This is a genomic window from Bradyrhizobium sp. HKCCYLS20291 (assembly GCF_051167715.1).
Classification (GTDB): domain Bacteria; phylum Pseudomonadota; class Alphaproteobacteria; order Rhizobiales; family Xanthobacteraceae; genus Bradyrhizobium.
Genome location: NZ_JBNPTO010000014.1, coordinates 35,829 through 59,405, shown reverse-complemented (window position 1 = coordinate 59,405; position 23,577 = coordinate 35,829). Strand labels below are relative to the sequence as shown.

20 protein-coding genes are annotated in these 23,577 nt (G+C 66.0%); 14 read left to right on the top strand and 6 right to left on the bottom strand.

The genetic code is table 11. The features are described 5' to 3' along the window. Positions 1-1,163 precede the first annotated feature (1,163 nt). From modA to ACQR07_RS26325, 6 genes are all read left to right on the top strand, one after another. Entirely contained in the window at positions 1,164-1,931 is a 768-nt protein-coding gene (gene modA, locus ACQR07_RS26350; RefSeq protein ID WP_434905036.1) for a molybdate ABC transporter substrate-binding protein, read from the top strand. 17 nt (positions 1,932-1,948) lie between these two features. Then, on the top strand, positions 1,949-2,638 hold the full coding sequence (modB, locus tag ACQR07_RS26345) for a molybdate ABC transporter permease subunit (protein ID WP_434905035.1): 690 nt from the start codon (positions 1,949-1,951) through the stop codon (positions 2,636-2,638). Beyond that, positions 2,635-3,729 (top strand): molybdenum ABC transporter ATP-binding protein, encoded by a 1,095-nt coding sequence (gene modC, locus ACQR07_RS26340; protein ID WP_434905034.1) that lies wholly within the window; start codon positions 2,635-2,637, stop codon positions 3,727-3,729. Before modB ends, modC begins: the two co-directional genes overlap by 4 nt. A 208-nt stretch (positions 3,730-3,937) precedes the next feature. Then, positions 3,938-4,801 carry a xanthine dehydrogenase gene (locus tag ACQR07_RS26335; RefSeq protein WP_434905166.1) on the top strand — a complete coding sequence of 288 codons (864 nt, stop codon included), beginning with the start codon at positions 3,938-3,940 and terminating at the stop codon, positions 4,799-4,801. 11 nt (positions 4,802-4,812) lie between these two features. Then, positions 4,813-5,403: a DUF2478 domain-containing protein gene (locus ACQR07_RS26330; protein WP_434905033.1), complete on the top strand. Its 591-nt coding sequence runs from the start codon at positions 4,813-4,815 to the stop codon at positions 5,401-5,403. After that, positions 5,400-5,822, top strand: a complete 423-nt coding sequence (locus ACQR07_RS26325) for a winged helix-turn-helix domain-containing protein (protein WP_434905032.1) — start codon at positions 5,400-5,402, stop codon at positions 5,820-5,822. Before ACQR07_RS26330 ends, ACQR07_RS26325 begins: the two co-directional genes overlap by 4 nt. On the opposite strand, the gene ACQR07_RS26320 is transcribed toward ACQR07_RS26325, so the two are convergent. Then, complete coding sequence (locus tag ACQR07_RS26320; protein WP_434905031.1) at positions 5,731-6,210, bottom strand: TOBE domain-containing protein; 480 nt, start codon at positions 6,208-6,210, stop codon at positions 5,731-5,733. The two genes, ACQR07_RS26325 and ACQR07_RS26320, sit on opposite strands and share 92 nt — an antisense overlap. Positions 6,211-6,228: 18 nt before the next feature. Further along, complete coding sequence (serA, locus tag ACQR07_RS26315; protein WP_434905030.1) at positions 6,229-7,476, bottom strand: phosphoglycerate dehydrogenase; 1,248 nt, start codon at positions 7,474-7,476, stop codon at positions 6,229-6,231. 290 nt (positions 7,477-7,766) lie between these two features. On the opposite strand from serA, the gene ACQR07_RS26310 reads away from it, so the two are divergent. Further along, a complete protein-coding gene (locus ACQR07_RS26310; protein WP_434905029.1) occupies positions 7,767-10,421 on the top strand; it encodes a flavin-containing monooxygenase in 2,655 nt (884 codons plus the stop codon). 106 nt (positions 10,422-10,527) lie between these two features. Here ACQR07_RS26310 and ACQR07_RS26305 read toward each other — a convergent pair whose 3' ends face one another. Both ACQR07_RS26305 and ACQR07_RS26300 read right to left on the bottom strand, forming a co-directional pair. Beyond that, positions 10,528-11,169, bottom strand: a complete 642-nt coding sequence (locus ACQR07_RS26305) for a 2-dehydro-3-deoxy-6-phosphogalactonate aldolase (protein WP_434905028.1) — start codon at positions 11,167-11,169, stop codon at positions 10,528-10,530. 1 nt (position 11,170) lies between these two features. Further along, complete coding sequence (locus ACQR07_RS26300; protein ID WP_434905027.1) at positions 11,171-12,094, bottom strand: 2-dehydro-3-deoxygalactonokinase; 924 nt, start codon at positions 12,092-12,094, stop codon at positions 11,171-11,173. Positions 12,095-12,305: 211 nt separating this feature from the next. On the opposite strand from ACQR07_RS26300, the gene ACQR07_RS26295 reads away from it, so the two are divergent. Next, positions 12,306-13,445, top strand: coding sequence for an MFS transporter (locus ACQR07_RS26295; protein WP_434905026.1), 1,140 nt, complete (start codon positions 12,306-12,308; stop codon positions 13,443-13,445). Between the two features lie 133 nt (positions 13,446-13,578). Here ACQR07_RS26295 and ACQR07_RS26290 read toward each other — a convergent pair whose 3' ends face one another. After that, positions 13,579-14,541: a cation diffusion facilitator family transporter gene (locus tag ACQR07_RS26290; RefSeq protein WP_434905025.1), complete on the bottom strand. Its 963-nt coding sequence runs from the start codon at positions 14,539-14,541 to the stop codon at positions 13,579-13,581. Positions 14,542-14,772: 231 nt separating this feature from the next. Between ACQR07_RS26290 and ACQR07_RS26285 the strand changes: the two genes are divergently transcribed. Further along, positions 14,773-15,192: a nucleoside deaminase gene (locus tag ACQR07_RS26285; protein WP_434905165.1), complete on the top strand. Its 420-nt coding sequence runs from the start codon at positions 14,773-14,775 to the stop codon at positions 15,190-15,192. 48 nt (positions 15,193-15,240) lie between these two features. On the opposite strand, the gene ACQR07_RS26280 is transcribed toward ACQR07_RS26285, so the two are convergent. Beyond that, complete coding sequence (locus tag ACQR07_RS26280; RefSeq protein WP_434905024.1) at positions 15,241-16,362, bottom strand: hypothetical protein; 1,122 nt, start codon at positions 16,360-16,362, stop codon at positions 15,241-15,243. Between the two features lie 576 nt (positions 16,363-16,938). On the opposite strand from ACQR07_RS26280, the gene ACQR07_RS26275 reads away from it, so the two are divergent. The 5 genes from ACQR07_RS26275 to ACQR07_RS26255 all read left to right on the top strand — a co-directional run bounded on the left by ACQR07_RS26275 (position 16,939) and on the right by ACQR07_RS26255 (position 23,533). Beyond that, on the top strand, positions 16,939-18,507 hold the full coding sequence (locus ACQR07_RS26275) for an ABC transporter ATP-binding protein (RefSeq protein ID WP_434905023.1): 1,569 nt from the start codon (positions 16,939-16,941) through the stop codon (positions 18,505-18,507). Next, positions 18,491-19,582 carry an ABC transporter permease gene (locus tag ACQR07_RS26270; protein WP_434868750.1) on the top strand — a complete coding sequence of 364 codons (1,092 nt, stop codon included), beginning with the start codon at positions 18,491-18,493 and terminating at the stop codon, positions 19,580-19,582. Before ACQR07_RS26275 ends, ACQR07_RS26270 begins: the two co-directional genes overlap by 17 nt. Continuing rightward, the gene (locus ACQR07_RS26265) at positions 19,569-20,486 is read left to right on the top strand and encodes an ABC transporter permease (RefSeq protein ID WP_434905022.1); all 918 of its coding nucleotides are present in this window, start codon (positions 19,569-19,571) and stop codon (positions 20,484-20,486) included. The genes ACQR07_RS26270 and ACQR07_RS26265 overlap by 14 nt, the downstream gene beginning before the upstream one ends. Positions 20,487-20,566: 80 nt before the next feature. Beyond that, the gene (locus tag ACQR07_RS26260; RefSeq protein ID WP_434905021.1) at positions 20,567-21,646 is read left to right on the top strand and encodes a BMP family ABC transporter substrate-binding protein; all 1,080 of its coding nucleotides are present in this window, start codon (positions 20,567-20,569) and stop codon (positions 21,644-21,646) included. Positions 21,647-21,934: 288 nt separating this feature from the next. Then, positions 21,935-23,533: an ABC transporter substrate-binding protein gene (locus ACQR07_RS26255; RefSeq protein ID WP_434905020.1), complete on the top strand. Its 1,599-nt coding sequence runs from the start codon at positions 21,935-21,937 to the stop codon at positions 23,531-23,533. Positions 23,534-23,577 lie beyond the last annotated feature (44 nt).

Genomic DNA, 23,577 nt, shown 5'->3' with positions numbered 1-23,577 from the left:
GTCGTGGGGCCGTTCCAACTCATCCTCCGCCGTCATCCCGGACGAGCGCGCATCGCGCGCGAAGATCCGGGATCCATAACCACAGGCCGACGTGTTGGGCACGGTCTGAGTTACCTTCCTGCCTCGCATCCCCGCTGGTGGCTATGGGTCCCGGGTCAAGCCCGGGACGACACCGAATGGGTCGTGGGGCCGTTCCAACTCACTGGCATGGCGAACACCGCGCGCGCGACGCGTCTCGCCTCCACTGAACGATGTTAGCAAACAGCCCACCGCAGCCCCGCGGCGCATCTGCGCCCGGGTCATGCTGCCGACATCGCCCTCGAAAACCGAGAGGGCGCGGGGAAGACCGGACCTCGACTGAGGCCCGTGGCCCGCCTGCAGAAAAAAATGCAGGCGGCAGGTACCACGAGTCCAGCCGGACGACCCGGCCTTCCCCGCGCGATGGTTTGAACGGCTGCTTCGCGCTCTCCCTGGGGACCGGGCTGTCTTGCCCCCATCACCGGCGAGATGCGTGTCCGCATCATCAGCCAGCTTGACCTCAGCGTCGGGAGGCCAGGACCACGCGACTTGACCGTACGTCCCAGGCTCGCTCGCCGGCCCCGCTTGCGCGAAAGCCCCGAGCCCGACACGTCCACCGCTCCCCGCTTGCTACGCTCCGTGACGATCGGCCGAAACGTCCCTCTTCATCGCGAACGGGATGGCCGAGAGCATCGATCCGATTTGCCCGACGGTGCAAGCCGAACAGCGTGCGACAAACTGGCTCGACGGGCAGTTTGCGCATGGCGGGGATGCGGGGAGTGCCCGTCGGGCAAGTTGGCAGAACGTCCACACATTGCTTGACCGGCACGGCCAGCGCGCGTGCGCACCGGCCATTGCGTGGCTCAAATGCCGATCGTACGAACGAAACGCTCAGATACGACGCGTCTTTCATCGCACGCGGCGTCGCGTTTGTGACACGCCGCCACAGCCATTGTCGGAAGTCAAACAGGGACGCGCAGCACGTCGGCACGCGGCTGCCCCCATGTTGACGGCAACCAGCCGAGCCGTCTATTCTGATATATACGGATTGATATAGCACGGCATCGGCGCTCGCCGGTGCGCCGGAACGGGACTTGCAGTTCCGCCGCAGCGACCCGTCTTGGTGATACGACAAGGACAAAATGATGAGATCGATGCGCTTCGCCACCGCCGCCTTGGGCGCGGCCATTGCACTGCTGACCGGAGCACACGCCTTTGCCGGGAGTGCCAACGTCGCCGTGGCCGCCAATTTCACCGAGCCGGCCAAGGAGATCGCGGCGCTGTTCAAGGCCAAGACCGGACACGAGCTGGTGCTGAGCTTCGGCTCGTCCGGCCAGTTCTATACCCAGATCAAGGAGAGTGCGCCGTTCGCGATCCTGCTCTCGGCCGATGACGAACGTCCGAAAAAGCTCGTCGACGACGGCCTCGGCGTTGCGGAGAGCCGCTTCACCTATGCGATCGGCAAGCTCGTACTGTGGAGCAAGGATGCGAATACGGTGAAGGGCGAGGAGACGCTCAAGGCGAACGCGTTCAACAAGCTGTCGATTGCCAATCCCACGGCTGCCCCATACGGCGCTGCCGCGGTCGAGACGCTGAAGGCGCTCAAGCTCTATGAGACGATCCAGCCCAAGATCGTGCAGGGCAACACGATCTCGCAGGCGTTCCAGTTCGTCGACACCGGCAATGCCGAGCTCGGCTTCGTCGCGCTGTCGCAGCTGATGCCGAACGCCGGCGGCTCGCGCTGGCTGGTGCCGCAGAACCTCTACAGCGAGATCCGCCAGGACGCCGTGCTGCTGAAGGCCTCGGCCGGCAACGAGGCGGCCACGACCTTCCTGGCCTTCCTCAAGACCCCGGAAGCGCGTGCGGTGATCGAAAAGTTCGGCTATGCTCTGGATCCGAAATCGGGCACCTGAGCCATGAACCGTCATTGATGAACCTGCACGTCTCGGCCGATATCTGGCAGCCGATCAAGCTGACGCTGGAGCTTGCGGCGCTCACGACCGTCATTCTGATGATCGTGGGCACGCCGATCGCATGGTGGCTGGCGCGCTCGCGGGCGTGGTGGAAGGAGGCGGTGGCGGCGCTGGTCGCCATTCCGCTGGTGCTGCCGCCGACCGTGCTCGGCTTCTATCTGTTGGTCGCGCTTGGACCCAGCGGTCCCGGCGGGGCGCTGGCGTCGCTGTGGGGCGCACGCACGCTCGCATTCACCTTTCCGGGTCTCGTCATCGGCTCGGTGCTGTTCTCGATGCCGTTCGTGGTCCAGCCGATCCGCAACGCATTCGAGGCGATGGGCGAGAAGCCGATGGAGGCGGCGGCCACGTTGCGCGCCTCTCCCTGGCGCGCGTTCTGGACCATCGCCGTGCCGCTGGCGAGCCCCGGCTTCCTCACCGGCGCGATCCTCGGCTTCGCCCATACGGTCGGCGAGTTCGGCGTCGTGCTGATGATCGGTGGCAGCATCCCCGGCAAGACCAAAGTGCTGTCGGTGGCGATCTATGACTATGTCGAAACCTCGCAATGGGCCGAGGCTTCGGTGCTGGCGCTCGGCATGGTCGTGTTCTCGTTCTGCGTGATCCTCACGATGATGCTGATCGAGAAGAAGATGGCGCGCAGCGCATCATGAGCACCGTCAAGGTCGACTTCCGCGGCGCACTCGGACGTTTCGAGCTCAACGCGCGCTTCGAAGTGCCGGCGCGCGGCGTGACCGCGATCTTCGGTCCCTCCGGTTGCGGCAAGACGGCGGTCATGCGCTGCATTGCGGGCCTCAACCGTCTGGACGGGCTGTGCTCGGTCGCGGGCGACGTCTGGCAGGACGAGAAGCATTTCCGTCCCGTGCACCAGCGGCCGATCGGCTACGTGTTTCAGGAAGCCAATCTGTTTCCGCACCTCTCGGTACGGCGCAACCTGATGTACGGCCATCCTGGCGAGACCGGCACGAACGCGATCGGCTTCGACGAGGTCGTTGCACTGCTCGGCATCGGCAGACTGCTCGACCGCTCGCCGCACCATCTTTCGGGCGGCGAGCGCCAGCGCGTCGCGATCGGCCGGGCGCTGCTGAGCCAGCCGAAGCTCCTGCTGATGGACGAGCCGCTGTCGGCGCTTGACCAGATGACCAAGGACGAGATCCTGCCTTATCTGGAGCGGCTGCATGCCGCTCTCGAGCTGCCGATCATCTATATCAGCCACGACATCCCCGAGGTCCAGCGGCTCGCCGATCAGCTGGTGCTGATGCGGAACGGCGCGGTTCTCGCCTCGGGCCCGCTCAGCAAATTGCAGGCGGACCTCGCACTGCCTCTTGCGCTGTCGCGCGATGCTGCTGTCAGCCTCGATGCGACCGTCCTGGCGCAGGACGCCGTGGACGGAATGGCGACGCTTGTCGTCGCCGGCGGACATTTCCTGGTCCCTGCCGAGCCGCTGGCCGCCGGAACACATCGTCGGCTGCGCGTCCTCGCCGACGACGTCAGTCTGGCCGTGGACGCGCCGAGCCGAAGTACCATCGTCAACGTGCTGCGCGTCAAGATCCTCGAGATCCGCAGCCAGTCGGATCATCGCGTGACCGCCCTGCTCGGCCTCGGCGAGGATGGCCAGGGCGCGCGGCTGTTGTCGCGCGTCACCCAGCGCTCATGGAACGAACTCGGCCTGCAGACCGGGCTTGCCGTCTATGCCCAGGTCAAGGGCGTCGCGCTGGTCCGTCGCGAAGACCCCGTCGCCTGACCGACGACCGTCCGACCTCACCCGTACGATCACTCCATGTTGTATACGCGACAATATAGTATGAGATGTTATATCCTAAACAATATAGCTTAGGATGACCTGGAGCCGGATGCGCGTACGTTTCATCAATGCAATGAACGGCTTGCCCCGCACAGCACGGTTTGGCCCGGCGCTTGCTAATCCGATCTCGCAACGCGAGGTCATGAGCATGAGAGCCGCCGCCGTCACCTGGCATCCGAACGCGCCCAAGCCGCTTGCGCTGGTGCTGGGCACCAACGAGATCGCCTCCGCCGTCGCGGCGAAGCTCAGCCAATCCCGGTTTGCGATTGTGCTCTGCCATGACGCCTTTCCGCCGGCGATCCGCCGCGGCATGGCATTTCATGACGTGCTGTTCGGCGAGGCTCGCGAACTCGACGGTGTGACCGGCGCGCGCGCCGAGAGCATCGCGGATGTCGTGCGCATTCACCGCGAGTCCGACCAGGTCGCCGTGACCGGGATGCATCTCACCGATATCATCGCATACCGCTATCCGGCTGTGATCGTCGACGCCCGCATGCAGAAACACGTCGTCACGCCGGACCTGCGCGGCGTCGCAGGCATTGCGGTCGGCGTCGGGCCGCGCTTCGCGATCGGGCACAATTGCGACGTCGCGATCGAGACGCATCCATGCGAGACCGGCGCGATCGTGGCCCAGGGCACCACGCGCAATGCCGACGGCAAGGCGCGCGATCTCGGCGGCGCCGGTCGCGAGCGCTTTGTCTATTCGGACCAGGAGGCCGTCTGGCACACGCCGCTCGACATCGGCACGCGCGTCTACAAGGGGCTGCAGCTGGGCTCGCTCGGCGGCACGCCGGTGCTGTCGCCGCTCGACGGCGCGCTGCGCGGCATCGCGCGTGACGGTTTGCGCGTGCCGGCCAACGTCAAGCTGCTCGAGATCGATCCGCGCGGCCGTGCCGCCGCCTGGACCGGCATGGACGAGCGAGGGCAATCGATCGCGGCCAGCGTCGTATCGGCCGTTCAGAAGATCATGCAAACCGGTCGGAAGGCGGGCCGCGTCTCCGCCAACGTGTAAGGAGGATTGTCATGGGTCAAGCTGAGATCGGACCGAGTCGGATCGTGGCGCTGCAGGGCGCTGCATCCACTGTCATTCAGGATCTGCTCGGCGAATTCGCGGTCCGCCTTGCAGACACAGGATTGCGCGTGTCCGGCGTGATCGAGGGCAGTGCGGACAAGGCTAGGCCGTGCAAGGCGATGATGCTGCGCAGCCTCGATGATGGACGTGTGTTCTCGATCTCGCAGGATCTCGGTCCGGGATCGCTCGCTTGCAACCTCGATCCGGAAGGTCTCGCGCTTGCCTGCGCCGCCGTGCAACAGTCGATCATCAGCGGCACTGACGTCGTCATCCTCAGCAAGTTCGGCAAGCAGGAAGCGGCGGGCGGCGGCCTGGCCGACGCGTTCGGCGCGGCGATCTCGGCCGGGCTTCCCATCATCACGGCAGTATCGCCCGCGATGATGGAGGCGTGGGCGCGCTTTGCAGGCCCGTTCGCCGAATGCGTTCCGGTCGATGTCGCGCGCGGCCCCGGCTGGATCGAGGCGTGGTCCGACCGACGGGTGACATCACGCTACGCACGTGACATGATCGGCGCTCAACGCGAGCGGATCGGAATGGGATGAAGCGCGAAGCTCAGATCGCATTGACCATCAGTTTCGGCAATGGCGGGAGCCTGTCGCCGGAGGATCTGCTGCTGATCGACTATATCCGCAAGGAGCGCTCGATCCTGGGCGCAGCCCGCGCGAGCGGCATCTCCTACCGCAAATGCTGGCTGATGGTGGATGCGCTCAACCGCACCTTCGAGACGCCGGTGTTCGAGACCCATCCCGGCCGCCGCGGCGGCGGCGCAGAGATCACGCCGTTCGGCGAGCGGCTGATTGCGCTGTACCGCTCGATGGAGCGGCGCACGCGCACCGCCACGGCGGCCGCGCTGGGCGAGTTGCTGAAGGCTACGGATCCCCGCTATCAGAAGCGGGCCAGCGGCGCGGCCGAGGCAGCTCCGAAGGCCGAACCGCGCCGGGCCCGATCGCGACGCTCTTGATCATCGCCCAGGCGGAGAGATCCGGCTCCAGCGCCAGCCGCTCGACGGACTCGAGCGTCACCAGGGCATGCAGCCTGGTCGCGCCGAGATCAAAGGTGACGCGCACGTAAGGCGGATCCAGCGGCAGGATCTGCTCGATGCGACCCGGCAGCCGGTTGGTGATCGAAACGTCCATCGGACGCGACAGCGCGATCGAGACGTCGCGCGCCTCGATGGTCACGGAGACGCCGGCATCGACGGCGGCATCGACCATCGGCACGCGAAGCTCACCATCGGCAAAGAACAGCGTCGACATGCCGTATTGCGGATCATGCCGCAGCACGCGCGCCGGCACCGTCGTGCTCAGCTCGACCGAAGAGGCTGGAGACGATGGAGCCTGGGCAGTCATCGCACGGCCTCCATCCCGTCACGGCCGATCGTGATCGTACAGCACGCGCACGCGGATCGTGCCTTCGACCGCGCGCAGCTCTGATAGCAGCTCCTCGCCCTCACCGCCGACCACGTCGGTTTCGAGCACGACGTAACCAACTTCCGGATCGGTCTGCAGGTATTGCGCGAGGATGTTGATGTTGTGCCGCGCCACCGCCTCGTTGACCTGGCGCAGCACGCCGGGGACGTTGCGATGGACGTGGATGAAGCGGGTGCCGGTCGGGCGCGCCGGCAACTGCACCTGCGGGAAGTTCACCGCGCCGAAGGTCGAGCCGACGTCGGAATAATCGATCAGCTTGCGCGCGACCTCGCCGCCGATGCGATCCTGCGCCTCCTCGGTGGAGCCGCCGACATGTGGGGTCAGGATCACGTTGGGCAGGCCCTGCAGTGCAGAGACGAACGGATCGGCGTTCGAGGCCGGCTCGACCGGAAACACGTCGACGGCCGCGCCCGACAGCTTGCCGTCGCGCAGCGCGCTCGCCAGCGCCTCGATGTCGACCACCGTGCCGCGCGAATTGTTGATCAGGTAGGCGCCGTCCTTCATCTGCCGGATCTGGCGCTCGCCGATCATGTTGGCGGTCGCCGGCGTCTCCGGCACGTGCAGCGACACCACGTCGCTCGTCGCCAGCAGTTCGTCGAGGCTGTCGGCCGGCTCGGTGTTGCCGTGGCGGAGCTTGTCGGTCAGATCGAAGAAGATCACCCGCATGCCCATGGCCTCGGCGAGGTTCGACAGCTGCGAGCCGATGTTGCCGTAACCGATGATGCCGAGCGTCTTGCCGCGCACCTCGCGGCTGCCGTTGGCCGACTTGTCCCAGCCGCCGGCATGCGCCGACACCGAGCGCGGGAAGATTCGCCGCATCAGCATCACGACCTCCGCGATGGTCAGCTCGGCGACGCTGCGCGTGTTCGAATAGGGCGCGTTGAAGACGGGGATGCCGAGCCGCTTGGCGGCATCGAGATCGACCTGGTTGGTACCGACCGAGAAGCAGCCCACCGCCATCAGCCGGTCGGCGGCCTGCAGCACGTCCGCGGTCAGGTTGGTGCGCGAGCGGATGCCGAGCATGTGCACGCCGGACAGCATCCGCTTCAGCTCGGCCGAGCCGAGCGCCTTGGGCAGCCGTTCGACCTCGGTATAGCCGTTGGCCTCGAACATGCGGACGGCCGAGTCGTTCACGCCCTCCAGGAGCAGAACGCGGATCTTTTGCTTGGGCAGCGAGAGCGGCATGGGCCTGGCCTGATTCAAGTCGTGGATGTGGCGGAGTGTAGCGGTTGTTACAGTCGGGATGCGTTGAAACTTGGTGAATGCGACGCAGCAGAAGCGCTTTCTGTCGCTTTCTCAGGGTCTTGTCCACTCCGCAGCAACGTTTTCAGCTGCAATGCAAAACCAGCGCCTGGCATACCGGATTCACGCAGTCTCGTGCGGCGCAACAACCGCAGATCGTTGTTTTGTGTGCTGACAAACCACACGAGCAGAGCTAGCCTTTCCGGCAATCACAAAATCATCGGGAGGTCGGCATGTCAGACGGATTGGTCGAGGCACGCGCGCAGGAATCGACTCAGAGCGAAACCCAGACGGTGGACGTCGCCGTCGTCGGCGCTGGATTCGCGGGATTGTACCTGCTGCATCGGCTGCGGAAGGCGGGATTCTCGGCTGTCGCACTCGACACCGCCCACGATGTCGGCGGCACCTGGTACTGGAACCGCTATCCCGGCGCGCGCTGCGACATCCAGACCGTCGATTACAGCTACACCTTCGATCCCGAGCTCGAGACCGCCTGGCAGTGGTCGGAGAAATACGCCACCCAGCCGGAGATCCTACGCTATCTCGGCTTCGTTGCCGATCGCTACGATCTGCGCCGCGACATCCGCTTCGGCACCCGCGTGCTCGGCGCGTCCTGGGATGAAACTGGGGAGCGCTGGCTGCTCACCACCGACAACGGCCCTGCCGTCTCCTGCCGCCACTACATCATGGCGACCGGCTGCCTGTCGCAGCCGAAGCCGCCGGAGATCGACGGCGTGCACGACTTCAAGGGCGAGATCTACTTCACCAGCCGCTGGCCGCATGACGGCGTAGATCTCCGCGGCAAGCGCGTCGCCGTGATCGGCACCGGCTCGTCCGGCATCCAGTCGATCCCGATCATCGCCGAACAGGCCGCGCAACTGACCGTGTTCCAGCGCACGCCGAACTTCGCTCTGCCGGCGCATAACGGCCAGTTGCCGGCGGATCGCGCCGCGCAGCTGGCGCAGGATCGCAACGGCTTGCGCGAGCAGGCGCGCTGGTCGATGACCGGGGTGCCGATCCCGCCGGCCGCCGAATTCAGCTGGGCGATGAGCGAGGCGGAGCGCCGCGAGCGCTTCGAGAAGCTGTGGGCCGCGGGCGATCTCGTCGGCATGCTGACCCAGCTGTGGGCCGACCAGGGCGTCGATGCCGATGGCAACGCCCTGGCCGCCGACCTGCTGCGCGAGAAGATCCGCGACGTCGTCAAGGATCCCGAGACGGCGGAGGCGCTCACGCCTCACGATCATCCATTCGGCGCCAAGCGGCCGTGCCTGGACACGAACTACTATGCGACGTTCAACCGCCCGAACGTCACCCTGGTCAACCTGCGCAAGGAGCCGATTGCGTCCATCACCGCCAACAGCATCAAGACCGACAAGCGCAGCTTCGATGTCGATGTCATCGTGTTCGCCACCGGCTTCGACGCCATGACCGGCGCGATCCGCGCCGTGCACCCGATCAAGGGACGCGGCGGCAAGTCGCTCGATGACAGCTGGGCTGATGGCCCGGAGACCTATCTCGGTCTCACCGTCGCGGGCTTCCCGAATCTGTTCCTGATCACCGGCCCGGGCAGCCCATCGGTGCTGTCGAACATGGCGGTGTCGATCGAGCAGCATGTCGACTTCGTGGTCGATCGGCTGGCGGCGCTGCGCGAGGCCGGCTTCACCACGATCGAGCCGACGGAGACCGCGCAAGCCGGCTGGTCGCGCCACATGGCGGACTGCGCCACGGTGACGCTGCATCGGCTCGCCAACACCTGGTACACGGGCGCCAACGTACCGGGCAAGCCGCAGGCGCTGATGCCCTATACCGGCGGCGTCGGTCCCTATCGCGGCATCTGCAACGAGATCGTCAGCCGCGGCATGCTCGGCTTCAAGCTGACCGGTCCGAACGGACTGACCCAGTGCAACGACGGCGAGATCGTCAGGCTGCAGCCGGATGTCCGGCTGGTGCTCAACATGCTCACCGAGATGAACCTGCCGCCGATCGAGTCGATGGGCGCGCAAGGCGCACGCGACTTCGTCGCCGAATTCAACAAGGCCCGGCCGCCGGGCCGCCCGGTGGGCGAGGTCAAGGACGGCACGCTGCAAGGCGCCGAGGGTCCCCTGGCCTATCGCCTCTACCGGCCGGCGACGCCCGGCCCGCATCCGATCGTGGTGTATTTCCATGGCGGCGGCTGGGTGCTCGGCGACGAGCAGTCGGATGATCCGTTCTGCCGCGACATGTGCCGCCGCTCCAACATGATCTTCGTCAGCGTGAACTACCGCCACGCGCCGGAGCATCGCTTCCCGGATGCGGCCGAGGATGGCTACGCTGCGGCCAAGTGGGTCGCCGAGCACGCGGCCGAGCTCGGCGGCCGCGAGGGACCGGTGCTGGTCGCCGGATGGAGCGCGGGCGGCAACATCGCCGCCGTCACCTGCCAATTGGCGCGCGACCGCGGCGGACCGGCGATCGGCGGCCAGCTCTTGGTGTGCCCGGTCACCGATTGCAGCTTCGATCGCCCGTCCTACACCGAGAACGCGGCCGGCTACTTCCTGACCCGCGGCCTAATGTTCTGGTTCTGGGACATCTACTGCTCGCCGGCCGATCGGACCGATCCGCGCGTGTCGCCGCTGCGCGGCAAGCTGCAGGACCTGCCGCCGGCCTACATCGTCACCTGCGAGTTCGATCCGCTGCGCGACGAGGGCGTCGCTTACGCAGAAGCGCTTGCGGCTGCCGGGGTGCCGGTCGGCCAGCTCAAAGCGCGCGGCCATTTCCACTCGTCGTTCACGATGGTCGACGTCGTCATCACCAGCGCCGGCGGCCGCGCGCAGATGGCCGAAGCGCTGCAGGCGTTCACGCAGCCTGCGGACCAGAGCGGCTCGCCGGAGATCAACGCCGCGGCAAGCTGATGAGTCGCGGCTGAGATTGATCGACAACGAAACGGCCCGCAGATGTGCGGGCCGTTATGACCGCCAGACCACCGTGGCCGCGATGATGGCGCCGACGGCGCTGCTCTCAACCTGCAGCCGCGATTGCCGCATCGTAGGCAAGCACCGAGGCCGACGCGGTCTTGCGCACGTCGCTCGCGGCCATGCCCGGCTTGTACAGGCTCGAGCCGAGACCGAAGGCGCGCACACCAGCGGCGACATAGCTGCCGAGATTTGCGTCGGATACGCCACCGACAGCCCCGACCACGACGCCCTTCGGCAGCACGGCCAGTTGCGCAGCGATGCCCGACGGTCCGAGCACGGAGGCTGGAAAATATTTCAGTGCCGAGGCGCCGCAGCGCAGGGCGAGAAACGCTTCGGTCGGCGACAGCACGCCGGGCATCGTCACCATGTCGTAGGCCTGCGCCGTCGCCAGCACTTCCGCATCGACATTGGGGCTGACCATCAGGCGCCCGCCGGCCTCGGCGACCCGCACGCAATCCGGCGCGTTCACCACCGTTCCAGCACCGATCAGGCAGTCCTTGCCGAAGCGGGTGGCGAGGCGCTCGATGGACCGGAACGGATCCGGCGAGTTGAGCGGGACCTCGATCATCTCTAAGCCGGCTTCGATCAGGACCTCGACGATCCCCTCGGCCTCATCGGGCTTGATACCGCGCAGGATCGCCACGAGCGACCGCTTGACGGAGGGCCAGGCCACGGACTGTGTCATGTCAGAAACGCGCTCCCCAGATCTGCCGGGCGGCCTTGATCAGACCGCGGCGCGACGCCTGCTCGGCATCGCATTCACTTGCATTGAACCCGCTTGCAGCCAGAGCCTCACGATACAAACCACCGAGCCGGCCCGCTGCGATCAGCCTGAGCGGAACATTCACGCCGAACCGCGCGCGCGCATCGGCGATCTCGCTGCCGATCAGAAGTCCCGACAATCTTGCGGCTCCTCCGGGCCGCTGCTCGTAGCCCAGCAACTGCGCCGCACGAAGCCGGAACAGCGCGCTGGTCAGGCTCGTCGGTGAGGACAACGCCGTGGCCAGCCCCGACGCGAAGGCAGTGTTGTCCTCTGCAGCAGCCGGCTCGACGGCGTGCTTCAGGATGCTGTGCTCGGAGACGACCGCGAACAGCTCGCCGGTCATGTAGGTCGCGAACTCTGCCACGGCACCGTTGTCGATCCGGATCCACTTGCTGTGCGTCCCGGGAATGCAGACGACGCCGGTGAAGTCCGGCTCGGTAACGCCGAGAAGCTGCGTCTCCTCGCCGCGCATCACGTCCGGCTGATCCGGCCGCGCCTGGGCGAGCCCGGGCAGAATTCTGACATCGCCGTCCGTGTCGACACGGATGGCGCCTGCGTGCAATGCGTCGAGCCGGGTCGGCGTGTGCAGATAGGGCGCCTCGACCCAGCCTTGCCGCGCGCCGGCCATGCCGCAGATCAGCACCGGAGTATCTGCCGGCGCCCCGAGCTTCGCCAGATGCGCACGCAGCACCGGCGCGAAGCCGGATGTCGCACAGTGCAGCATGCCCTCGCTGCCGCGGCTCTCGGCGAGCTCCGTCCCGTCGCTGGCCATCAGCCAGGCTCGGAAGCTGGAGGTTCCCCAGTCGACGGCAACAAAGGCCGTCTTGGACTTGTCTGCCGGGTTCATCGTTCCTCTGCGTCCGGGCTGCGACACCGTCAAGCGTCGCTTTGGGTGACGTCAGCCGTATAGGCATGATAGGTCAAGCCGACAAGCGCGGCATGGGCTTTGATCGCCGTCCGCCGTTCAAGCCGGTTGCCGCGTTGCAAAGCTGCCCCGCGCCTCCTCCCTCTCTCTAGGCAGGCCCATCGGGCGTGACCTCTCTGCGTCCGGATCATCCATGGCATTCTCCGACCTTCGCGCGGCGCGGCTCGCGACCCGCCTGGCCTTTTTCGTGGCCGGCTTCGGCCTCGCCTGCTGGGCGCCTCTGGTGCCGTTCGCCAAGCAGCGGCTCGGCGTGGACGACGCAACGCTGGGGCTGTTGCTGCTCTCGCTCGGCGTCGGCTCGGTCGCATCGATGCTGGCGGCCGGACTTCTGAGCGCCCGCTATGGCAGCAAACCGGTCGTCATCGTCAGCGGTATCGCGCTCGGTCTCCTGCTGCCTCCGCTGACGATCGCCGCGACGCCAGCTACGCTGGCGGTCGCGCTGTTCGTCTTTGGCGCGGCGCTCGGCTCGCTCGACGTTGCCGTGAACATCCAGGCGATCGAAGTCGAACGGTTGAGCGAGCGGACGCTGATGTCCGGCTTCCACGCCCAGTTCAGCATCGGCGGCTTTGCCGGGTCCGGCGCCATGACCGCGCTGCTCGCCTTCGACGTCGCGCCGCTGCCGGGAACGCTCGCCTGCAGCGCGCTCGCCTTGGTCGCGATGATCGTCACGGCGCCGCGGCTGCTGGCCGGCAAGCCGGCGCAGTCCGGACCACTGCTCGTGCTGCCGCACGGCGCAGTGATGTTGCTCGCAGCGCTCGCCGCCATCATGTTCCTGGTCGAGGGAGCGATGCTCGACTGGGGCGCATTGCTGCTGACCGGCTCAGGCCGTCTCCCCACGGCTCAAGCGGGACTTGGCTACATCATGTTCTCGATCGCGATGACGACCGGGCGGCTGGTCGGCGACGCCGTCGTGGCGCGGATCGGCGATCGCGCGACCTTGCTGTGGGGCAGCGCCATCACGATTGCCGGCTTCATCGTCCTGCTCGCGGTTCCCTCCCTTGTCGCCGCCATGGCAGGCTTTGCCCTGATCGGACTCGGCGCCTCCAACCTGGTCCCGGTGCTGTTCCGCAGGGCCGGCGCGCAGACCGCGATGCCCGTCGGGCTTGCGGTCGCCGCCGTCACCACTGCCGGCTACTCCGGCGTGTTGCTCGGCCCGGCCGGCATCGGCTTCGTCGCCGCCGCCACCAGCCTTTCCGCTGCGTTCTGGATGCTCGCCGCGCTGCTGGTCATCGTGCTCGCGAGCGCGCCCTTTGTCGCGACCGAGAAGGGATAGGAACGAGCCGCAAAGTGCCGCTTTGACCTCGCATCACACGCAGCGGTCAGGGGGCAGCTTCATGCGCGCAGGTGCGGCTGTCCTCTGCGCGAAACGACGTCGTCTATCGGTGACGCGCGGCGGCGACAGGCCGCTATGCGGGCGCCGAGCGATCCAGGAGCTGGCGCTCGCGCAGTTGCCGATAGCGAAGGCTGGTCTGTGGCTTGACGAACAACGCCGCGATGATCGGATGCCGGGCGCGCAGTTCGGCTTCGATCGCAACGACGGCGTGCTCGATATCGTCAGCGCGCAGATCATCGGCGAACTCGATGCTGAGCGCCACCACGACCTGCTTCGGCGATAATTGCACGGTGAGCAGGCCGTTGGCCGATTCAACGCCCTTCCTGGTGCGCGCGATGTCGACGACCGAACGTGTCAGCTCTTGGTCCGCAGGCTCGCCGATCAGGAGGCTCTTGCTCTCCCGCGCGAGCGCCATAGAGGTGACCGCCAGAAGCAATCCGATCAGGATCGAGCCGATGCCGTCCCATGCCGGCTGTTCGAACGCGACCGCCGCCGCGGTGGCGGCAGCGGCAATCACGATGCCGATCAGCGCCGCGCTGTCCTCGAAGACGACCATGAAGGCCGGCGGATCCTTGCTGCGCCTGAAAGCTTCGAGATACGACAGGCCTGGAGCGGCCGCACGAAAGCGCCGCACCGCCACCCACCACGACCCTGCCTCGAAGATAAAGGAGAGACCGAGCACGATGTAGTTCACCGTCGGATCCTCGATTGGCTGCGGATGCATCAGATGCGCCACGCCCTCGTACAGCGATACGCCGGCGCCCAGCGCAAACAGCAGCAGCGCAACGATGAAGCTCCAGAAGTAGAGCTCGCGTCCGTGGCCGAGCGGATGTTCGCGGTCGGGCGGCCGGCTTGCGCGATGGATGCCATACAACAGCAGCAGCTCGTTGGAGGTGTCGACGACCGAGTGGATGGCCTCGCTCATCATGGCCGAACTGCCGGTCCAGACGGCAGCCGCAATCTTCGTGGAGGCCACGAGCAGATTGCCGACGAGCGCGGCATAGACGGCAATCCTGGAATCCGAACTCGCCGCCATCTCGCCTGCCCTGGTGTCATGCTGGTCGTGGGCCGGGAAACGCGGTCTCCAGCCATCGGGTTCCGCCATGCGCTTGCGGAGTTGATCATGCGGGCGCAGGATCACCCGATCCGCAACGAGGCAGAGCTGATGACGAGACCGGATGAGTCGAGAGACGGAGAGAGGCTCGCCGATCCACGCGAGCGCGACGTGGATTTCCTGCGTCACAGCTTCGCTGTCGCGCGCCGCGCGATGGCTCGTGGCAATCACCCGTTCGGAGCGGTGCTGGTAGCCGCCGACGGCCGCATTCTGATCGAGGCCGAGAACGGCTACATGCCGACACACGATGCCACGGCTCATGCGGAGCGGCTGACTGCGACCCAGGCCTGCACGTCGATAACGCCAGAGGTCCGAGCGACAGCCACGCTGTATTCGTCGGCAGAACCGTGCGCCATGTGCGCGGGCGCCATCTACTGGGCGGGCATCGGACGCGTGGTGTATGGCCTCGGCGAGCGGCGGCTGCGCGACTTGACGGGCAATCATCCGGAGAACCCGACACTCGACCTGCCGTGCCGCGACGTGTTCGCAAGCGGCCAGCGTTCAACCGAGGCCGTCGGCCCCCTGCTCGAGGACGAAGCCGCCGCGTTGCATGCGGGGGTCTGGAACAAATAACAAAGGCGCCGCGACCGGGCCGCGGCGCCTTGCGTCGTTCGACCGAACTCAGAACTTGACGGTCACGCCCGAATACAGCGACGATTCGGTGCACGCACCGGTCGAGATGCGCGTCGTACCCGCACCTGCGACGGAGCAGCCGACGGCGTTGTTGTGGTCGAGGCCGAACTTGTTCTGCCAGTAGCGATAGGCCACCCAGACATCGATCATGTGGCTCTGCTTCTCGCCCCACATCGCCTTCGAGGCGTCGAAGGTCAGACGGATCGGCTCCGAGTTGAACTCGATCTTGGTCGGGTAGACGCCGTTCGCGACGCTGGCCGGGAGCGGCTCAGTGTCGGTGCCCTTCTTGCCATACCAGCCGGCGCGGCCCGAGATCGAGAAGAACTGCATGTTCTCGGGCATGAAGCCGAGGTCCATGTAGTAGTTGGTCTCGACCGCCCAGGTGGGCTTGAACGACGTATTGCCGTCGGCGATGCACGGGTTCGACCAGCCGGCGCCGCACTGCGAGAACGAGTTGTGATTGGCGAACTCCCAGTACATCAACGGCGCGACGTTGAAGTAGCCCTTGTACGGCAGGTTGAACGCGAACTGCAGACCGGCGACGACGTCGCGCTTGGCCGCGCCGAAATAGCGGTTCTCGGTGTTGGCATCCATGCCCACCTCGAACGAGATGTTCTGCAGCGGCCCCATCGTGAAGGCCTTGGTGTTGAAGATCTGGTTCCAGCCGAAGGTCGAGCGGAACAGACCGTAGATCTCGGTCGCGCCGGCGCAGCTTGCGGGCGTGAAGGCGAAGCCCGCGTTCGGTGACACGATGCCGCCGGTCTGCGTGCACGGCCCGGCCGGATCGTTGTGGTCAGACTTGAACAGCGAGATGGTGAAGAAGTTGGTGCCGTAGCCCCAGACGTCGAAATGGGTGAACGAGTAGACCTGCTTGGCGGTGTTGGCGTTGAAGCCGGCGTTGGCGTTGCCGGACCAGGCGCCCGGCTGGCGGGCATTGAAGATGTAGGAGAAGCTGACGCGGTTATCGACCACGAGGAAGAACGGCAGGTCCGCCGGAGCCTTCTTGGCGACCGCCTTCGCCGGCAGGTCGGCTGCCGTGGCTACACCAGCGGTGCCAAGGAAAGCTGCGCCGAGCGTGATGGCAGCAGCAATGGATTTACGTAACGACATTTCAAACACCCCCAATTGACAAGCGCCGATTCCGGACTTGCCTGCACAGTTGCGCCGTTGCTTCGGCGCGAGAAGCCTCAACTTTCTCCAGGCCTTGCCCGAGGTTTCATCAAGCTTCCGCCGCATTGCGGATCGCGCGCGCCCTGAAACGGTTCCACGACCTGAGACGATTCGCCGCGACCACGGTCCTGCGAACGATGCGCCTTGGCGCTTCACATTGCTGAGGTTTTTCGGAAGTTCGCGATCGGGCTTCAGCGCATCGATGCGATCACTCGCGATCGCGAGCGGTGCGTCGGAGCTGGCATGGAATGACGTTGCTCATCCAACGGGCAGACTGCTGCGGCCAATCGATTTCCAAATACTGTCACAAAAGTGCCACACGCCATTTCCGATTGTTCAAACCGGCCACTCGCAACGGTAGGCCGCTGCAACCCGGAGCGCGCTGCAGAGCGCGGTGTCTGCACGATCCATGCTTGAGCAAGTGTTGGGCACAGGATGGCGCTTTTCGCCTCTTACGCGCCGCCGCAAATTAGCTCACAATTGAGGTAGTTCCCTCTCCTGCCCGCGACGCAGCCGATGCTTGACCCTACGCCGGCCAATTCCAGTCCTACGCCGCCGCTCCTGCGGACGGTCGGACTGACCAAGCGCTATGGCGACTTCCTGGCCAATGACAGGATCGACATCGACATCTTTCCGCGCGAGATCCACGCACTGCTCGGTGAGAACGGCGCCGGCAAGTCGACCCTGGTCAAGACAATCTACGGACTGGTGCAGCCGAGCGCCGGTGAACTGCGCTGGCAGGGCAAACCGATCAAGCTGTCCGGCCCGGCCGAAGCGCGTGCACTGGGCATCGGGATGGTGTTCCAGCATTTCTCCCTGTTCGACAACCTGACGGTCGCCGAAAACGTGGCGCTCGGCCTCGACGGCAAGGAGCCGTTCAAGGCTGTCTCGGCGCGGCTCGCCGACGTCGCGCGCGACTACGGTCTGCCGCTCGATCCGAAGCGCGAGGTCTGGCAATTGTCGGTCGGCGAGCGGCAGCGCATCGAGATCGTGCGCGCGCTGATGCAGAACCCGAAATTCCTGATCCTGGACGAGCCCACCGCCGTGCTGACGCCGCAGGAGGCCGACCAGCTGTTCATCGTGCTCGAGCGGCTCAAGGCCGAGGGCCGCGCCATCCTCTACATCAGCCACAAGCTCGACGAGGTGAAGCGCCTCTGCGACACCGCGACCATCCTGCGCGGCGGCAAGAAGGTCGCGACCTGCAATCCGAAGCGCGAAACCGCGGCCTCGCTGGCGCGCATGATGGTGGGCACCGAGATCAAGGAAGTGAAACCGCCGGCCGAGCGGCGCACCACGGTGCCGCGGCTGGTCGTCAACGACCTCACGCTGACGCCGGCTGAGTTGCACGGTGTCCGGCTGCAGAACATCTCGTTCGAACTGAAGGGCGGCGAGATCCTCGGCATCGCCGGCGTCGCCGGCAACGGGCAGGACGAGCTGTTCGCCGCGCTCTCCGGCGAGCGCCTCGTCAAGGAGCCCAGCACGATCATCATCGACGGTCTCGCCTGCGGCAACCTCTCGATCACCCAGCGGCGCAAGATGGGCGCGGCCTTCGTGCCGGAGGAACGGCTCGGGCACGGCACGGCGCCGCGCATGAAACTGTCCGAGAACGCGCTGCTGACGGGACACGCGGCCGGCGAGATGGTCCGGCACGGCTTCGTCAATGCCGCGGCGACCTTGCGAACCGTCGATCGCACCACCGAGACGTTCGACGTCCGCAAGGCCAAGCGCGATCCCGAGGCCGCGAGCCTGTCCGGGGGCAATCTGCAGAAGTTCGTCGTCGGCCGCGAGATCCTGCGCGCGCCGGCCGTCCTGATCGTGAACCAGCCGACCTGGGGCGTGGACGCCGGCGCCGCCGCAATCATCCGCCAGGCTCTGATCGATCTCGCCAGCTCCGGTGCGGCCGTGCTCGTCACCAGCCAGGATCTTGACGAACTGATCGAGATCGCCGACCGGATCGCGGTGATGTTTCATGGTCATCTCTCTGAGGCCCTTCCCCGCGCCGAGGCGACGCGCGAAAAGCTCGGCCTGCTGATGGGCGGCGCCAGTCTGGAGCAGAAGGAGGCCGCGCATGCAGCTGGTGCTTGAGAAGCGCGCCGAGCGATCGCGCAGCATTGCCCTCGTCTCGCCGCTGATCGCGATCGGGCTGACGCTCATCACCATGAGCGTGCTGTTCGCGGTGCTGGGCAAGAACCCGCTCACCGCACTCGGCGTCTACTTCGTCGCGCCGCTGACCGACGGTTATTCGCTGCAGGAGATCGCGGTGAAAGCCACACCACTGGTGATGATCGCGATCGGTCTGTCGCTGTGCTATCTCGCCAACGCCTGGAATATCGGCGCCGAGGGCCAGTTCCTGATCGGCGCCGTCGCGGGCAGCTGGATCGCGGTTAAGACGCAGGGCACCGAGGCGGGTCATTGGGTGCTGCCGGCCATGCTGATCGCCGGCGCCGTCGCCGGTGCGCTCTATGCGCTGATCCCTGCGCTGTGCCGTGTGAAGTTCGGCGCCAGCGAGATCCTCACCAGCTTGATGCTGGTCTATGTCGCCGATCTGCTGCTCGACTACCTCGTCCGCGGCCCCTGGCGCGACCCGGCGGGCTTCAACTTTCCGACCACGGCGGAGTTCGATCCCGTCGCCACCGTGCCGGTGCTGATCGAGGGCGGCCGGCTGCATCTCGGCAGCATCATTGCGCTCGTGGTCGTTGCCGCCGCCTTCGTGCTGCTCGACCGCACCATCAAGGGTTTTGAGATCCGCGTCGTCGGCGTCGCGCCCCGCGCGGCGCGGTTCGGCGGCTTCAACGCCAACCAGCTCGTGCTGCTGACCTTCGCCGTCTCGGGCGCGCTGGCGGGCTTGGCCGGCATCATTGAGGTGGCAGGACCGATCGGGCATCTGCAACCGGGGATCTCGCCGGGCTACGGCTTCACCGCAATCATCGTCGCCTTTCTCGGCCGGCTCAATCCGATTGGAATACTAATTGCAGGTTTGTTCCTTGCGCTGACGTTCATCGGCGGCGAGCAGGCCCAGATCACGATGAAGATCCCGCTCGACGTCACCAAGGTCTTCCAGGGCATCCTGCTGTTCTACGTGCTCGCCTGCGACTCCCTCATCCTCTATCGTTTCAAGCTCGTCTTCGCGTCGCGACAGGTGCAAAGTGGTGCTGGTTGAAGCAATCATCCTGTCGGTGCTGGCCGCATCGACGCCGCTCTTGCTGGCCGCAACCGGTGAGCTCGTCACCGAGCGCGCGGGCGTCCTCAACCTCGGCGTCGAGGGCATGATGATCGTCGGCGCCGCCTGCGGCTTCGGCGGTGCGTGGCTGTCCGGCTCGATCATCGTCGGCGCGCTGTGCGGCATCGTCGCCGGCATGCTGATGTCGCTGATCTTCGCGTTCATGACGCTCGGCTTGGCGGTGAACCAGGTCGCGACAGGGCTGGCGCTGACCATTCTCGGCATCGGCCTGTCCGGGCTGATCGGCGCGCGCTTCGTCGGCGAACGCATCACCACCGCGCCGAAACTCTCTATTCCCGGTCTCAGCGACACTCCGCTGGTCGGCCGCATCCTGTTCGGCGAGGACGCCTTCGTCTATCTGTCGCTCGCTTTGATCGTCGCCGTCTGGTGGTTCCTCTACCGCACCCGCGCAGGCCTCGTGCTGCGCGCCTGCGGCGACAACCACGTGTCCGCGCACGCGCTCGGCTATCCCGTCCTGCGCATCCGGTTGCTGGCCGTGCTGTTCGGCGGCGCTTGCGCCGGGCTCGCCGGCGCCTATCTGCCGCTCGCCTACACGCCGTTTTTCATCCCCGGCATGACCGCCGGACGCGGCTGGATCGCGCTGGCGCTCGTGGTGTTCGCATCCTGGCGGCCCGGCCGGCTCGTGATCGGCGCCTACCTGTTCGGCGCGGTGACGATCCTGCAGCTGCATGCGCAGGGCGCTGGTGTCGGCATTCCCTCGCAATTGATGTCGGCGCTGCCCTATCTCGCCACCGTGATCGTGCTGGTGCTGCTGTCCCGCGCGCGCACCGGCGGCTCGACCGCTCCGGCGGCGCTGGGCACCGTGTTCGTACCGGATCGTTGACGACTTCATCCCGAGCGCCTGCGATGGGGCGCACGCTTGGGATCACCGCGTTTTCCCCTGGCTGTTTGGAGATATTGACGATGATGAAAAAGCTTCTGGGCGCTGCCGCCGCGCTGGTGCTGGCGGGGAGCATCGCCGGCGTGGCGCATGCCGCCGACAAGCTGAAGGTCGGCTTCATCTATCTCGGCCCGATCGGCGATCTCGGCTGGACCTATCAGCACGAGCTCGGCCGCCAGGCGCTGGTCAAGGAGCTCGGCGACAAGATCGAGACGACTTATCTGGAGAACGTGCCGGAAGGCCCGGACTCCGAGCGCGCCATCGAGCAGTTGGTCCGCGCCGGCAACAAGCTGATCTTCACGACCTCGTTCGGCTACATGGATCCGACCTTGAAGGTCGCCAAGAAGTATCCGAACGTGCATTTCGAGCATGCCACCGGCTACAAGCGCGACAAGAACATGTCGACCTATTCGGGCCGCTGGTACCAGGGCCGCTACATCCAGGGCCAGATCGCGGCCAAGATGTCGAAGGCCGGCGTGCTCGGCTATATCGGCTCGTTCCCGATTCCCGAGGTCGTCTCCGGCATCAACGCCACGATGCTCGGCGCGCAGTCGATCAATCCGAACATCAAGGTCAAGATCATCTGGGTCAACACCTGGTTCGACCCGGGCAAGGAGGCCGACGCCGCTAAGGCGCTGCTCGACCAGGGCGCCGACATCATCATGCAGCACACCGACAGCCCGGCGGCGATGCAGGTCGCAGCCGAGCGCGGCAAGCTCGCCTTCGGCCAGGACTCCGAGATGATCAAGTTCGGTCCCAAGGCGCAGCTGACGTCGATCCTGGACACCTGGGCCCCGTACTACATCGCGCGCGTCAAGGCCGAGCTCGATGGTACCTGGAAGTCGGAGGACACCTGGGGCGGGCTCGACTCGAAGATGTTCGAAATGGCGCCCTACACCAACATGACTGACGACGTGAAGAAGATGGCGGAGGAGACCCAGGCCGCGATCATCTCCGGCAAGCTGCATCCGTTCAAGTGCCCGGTCATCGGCCAGGACGGCAAGGAGGTCGAGTGCAAGGGCGGCGCCAACCTCGCCGACGGCCAGATCCTCGGCATGAACTTCTACGTCAAGGGCGTCGACGACAAGCTGCCGGGCAAGTAGGCGCGGCAAGCAGCCAACAGCCCCCCTGCCGCCCGCCGGCGGCAGGGTGACGGTGACGACCATCGATCCCGAGCCTTGCTGCGACGCATGGTGACGCAGCAAGGCTCCCCTTCCGGGCTCCTCGGAATGCCGGCATGGCGCAGCGCAGCCATCGCGCGGCGCAGGCGCCGGTGCGCCCCATCTTCCGGTGCGTTGACAGCGGCAACACCCGATAGCAAGCTCGGCTTGGACGCCGCGATGCAGCCCCTGGCGCATGCGCGTTGCCGGTTCTCACCTGGAGTTCCAACCGTGAACAGATATCACCTGCTCGTTGCCGTCTGCGCCTCGGCGCTGCTGGCAAGTCCGTCGGCTGTTGCCAAGACCCTCGTGTTCTGCTCGGAAGGCAGCCCGGAGAACTTCTATCCCGGCGTCAACACGACCGGAACGTCGTTCGACGGCAATGAGCCGATCTACAACCGCATCGTCGAGTTCGAGCGCGGCGGCACCCAGGTGGGGCCGGGCCTTGCCGAAAGCTGGACGATCTCGCCGGATGGCACCACCTACACCTTCAATCTGCGCAAGGGCGTGAAGTGGCATTCGACCTCGAAATCGTTCAAGCCGACGCGCGACTTCAACGCCGACGACATTCTGTTCTCGATCGAGCGGCAGTGGAAGGAGGACAATCCCTACTTCAAGGTGACCAGTCCGAACCATTCCTATTTCGGCGACATGGCGATGCCAAAGCTGCTGAAGTCGGTCGAGAAGGTCGATGACTATACGATCAAGATCACCCTGAACCAGCCGGAAGCCCCGTTCCTGGCGGATCTCGCGATGCCGTTCGCAGCGATCCAGTCGAAGGAATATGCCGATGCGATGCTGAAGGCCGGCACGCCCGAGAAGATCGACCAGGATCCGATCGGCACCGGTCCGTTCTACCTGGTGCAGTACCAGAAGGACGCCGTGATCCGCTACAAGGCGTTCCCGCAATTCTGGGGCGGCAAGGCCAAGATCGACGATCTCGTCTATGCGATCACGCCGGACTCCTCGGTTCGCTGGGCCAAGCTGCAGAAGGGCGAATGCGATGTGATGCCCTATCCGAACCCCGCCGACATCGACGCGATCCGCAAGGACCCGAACGTCACGGTGCTTGAGCAGCCCGGTCTCAACGTCGGCTACCTTGCGTTCAACACTCAGAAGAAGCCGTTCGACGATGTGCGCGTGCGCAAGGCGATCAGCATGGCGATCAACAAGAAGGCGATCATCGACGCCGTCTATTTGTCGACGGGCATCGCGGCGAAGAACCCGATCCCGCCGTCGATGTGGTCCTACAACGACGCCGTCAAGGACGATCCCTATGATCCGGAGGCGGCCAAGAAGCTGCTCGCCGAGGCCGGATTTCCGAACGGCCTGGAGACAGATCTGTGGGCCATGCCGGTGCAGCGCCCCTACAATCCGAACGCCAAGCGCATCGCCGAGCTGATGCAGGCCGACCTCGCCAAGATCGGCGTCAAGGCCGAGATCAAGTCGTTCGAATGGGGTGAATACCGCAAGCGCATGCAGGCCGGTGAGCACCAGATGGGCATGCTCGGCTGGACGGGTGATAACGGCGACCCCGACAATTTCCTGCACACCTTGCTGGGCTGTGCCTCGGCACAATCCGGCGGCTCCAACGTCGCCAAGTTCTGCTACAAGCCGTTCGACGATCTCGTCCTGAAGGCCAAGACGGTCAGCGACCAGGCCGAGCGTACCAAGCTGTACGGCGAGGCGCAGGTGGTCTTCAAGGAACAAGCCCCGTGGTTCACCATCGCCCATGCGGTGCAGCTCAAGCCGGTCAGCAAGCGCGTGATCGACTTCAAGCTGTCGCCGTTCGGCCGCCACAGCTTCTACGGCGTCGACGTCAAGGACTGACGGACACGGCGCGGAGCGGTCGACGCCGCCCCGCGCCTGTCTGC

What these genes read in the sequence shown, in the direction of transcription:
- modA (WP_434905036.1), top strand. Translation starts at nt 1,164, where the DNA reads ATGAGATCGATGCGCTTCGCCACCGCCGCCTTGGGCGCGGCCATTGCA.
- modB (WP_434905035.1), top strand. Translation starts at nt 1,949, where the DNA reads ATGAACCTGCACGTCTCGGCCGATATCTGGCAGCCGATCAAGCTGACG.
- modC (WP_434905034.1), top strand. Translation starts at nt 2,635, where the DNA reads ATGAGCACCGTCAAGGTCGACTTCCGCGGCGCACTCGGACGTTTCGAG.
- ACQR07_RS26335 (WP_434905166.1), top strand. Translation starts at nt 3,938, where the DNA reads ATGAGAGCCGCCGCCGTCACCTGGCATCCGAACGCGCCCAAGCCGCTT.
- ACQR07_RS26330 (WP_434905033.1), top strand. Translation starts at nt 4,813, where the DNA reads ATGGGTCAAGCTGAGATCGGACCGAGTCGGATCGTGGCGCTGCAGGGC.
- ACQR07_RS26325 (WP_434905032.1), top strand. Translation starts at nt 5,400, where the DNA reads ATGAAGCGCGAAGCTCAGATCGCATTGACCATCAGTTTCGGCAATGGC.
- ACQR07_RS26320 (WP_434905031.1), bottom strand. Translation starts at nt 6,210, where the DNA reads ATGACTGCCCAGGCTCCATCGTCTCCAGCCTCTTCGGTCGAGCTGAGC.
- serA (WP_434905030.1), bottom strand. Translation starts at nt 7,476, where the DNA reads ATGCCGCTCTCGCTGCCCAAGCAAAAGATCCGCGTTCTGCTCCTGGAG.
- ACQR07_RS26310 (WP_434905029.1), top strand. Translation starts at nt 7,767, where the DNA reads ATGTCAGACGGATTGGTCGAGGCACGCGCGCAGGAATCGACTCAGAGC.
- ACQR07_RS26305 (WP_434905028.1), bottom strand. Translation starts at nt 11,169, where the DNA reads ATGACACAGTCCGTGGCCTGGCCCTCCGTCAAGCGGTCGCTCGTGGCG.
- ACQR07_RS26300 (WP_434905027.1), bottom strand. Translation starts at nt 12,094, where the DNA reads ATGAACCCGGCAGACAAGTCCAAGACGGCCTTTGTTGCCGTCGACTGG.
- ACQR07_RS26295 (WP_434905026.1), top strand. Translation starts at nt 12,306, where the DNA reads ATGGCATTCTCCGACCTTCGCGCGGCGCGGCTCGCGACCCGCCTGGCC.
- ACQR07_RS26290 (WP_434905025.1), bottom strand. Translation starts at nt 14,541, where the DNA reads ATGGCGGCGAGTTCGGATTCCAGGATTGCCGTCTATGCCGCGCTCGTC.
- ACQR07_RS26285 (WP_434905165.1), top strand. Translation starts at nt 14,773, where the DNA reads ATGGCTCGTGGCAATCACCCGTTCGGAGCGGTGCTGGTAGCCGCCGAC.
- ACQR07_RS26280 (WP_434905024.1), bottom strand. Translation starts at nt 16,362, where the DNA reads ATGTCGTTACGTAAATCCATTGCTGCTGCCATCACGCTCGGCGCAGCT.
- ACQR07_RS26275 (WP_434905023.1), top strand. Translation starts at nt 16,939, where the DNA reads ATGCTTGACCCTACGCCGGCCAATTCCAGTCCTACGCCGCCGCTCCTG.
- ACQR07_RS26270 (WP_434868750.1), top strand. Translation starts at nt 18,491, where the DNA reads ATGCAGCTGGTGCTTGAGAAGCGCGCCGAGCGATCGCGCAGCATTGCC.
- ACQR07_RS26260 (WP_434905021.1), top strand. Translation starts at nt 20,567, where the DNA reads ATGATGAAAAAGCTTCTGGGCGCTGCCGCCGCGCTGGTGCTGGCGGGG.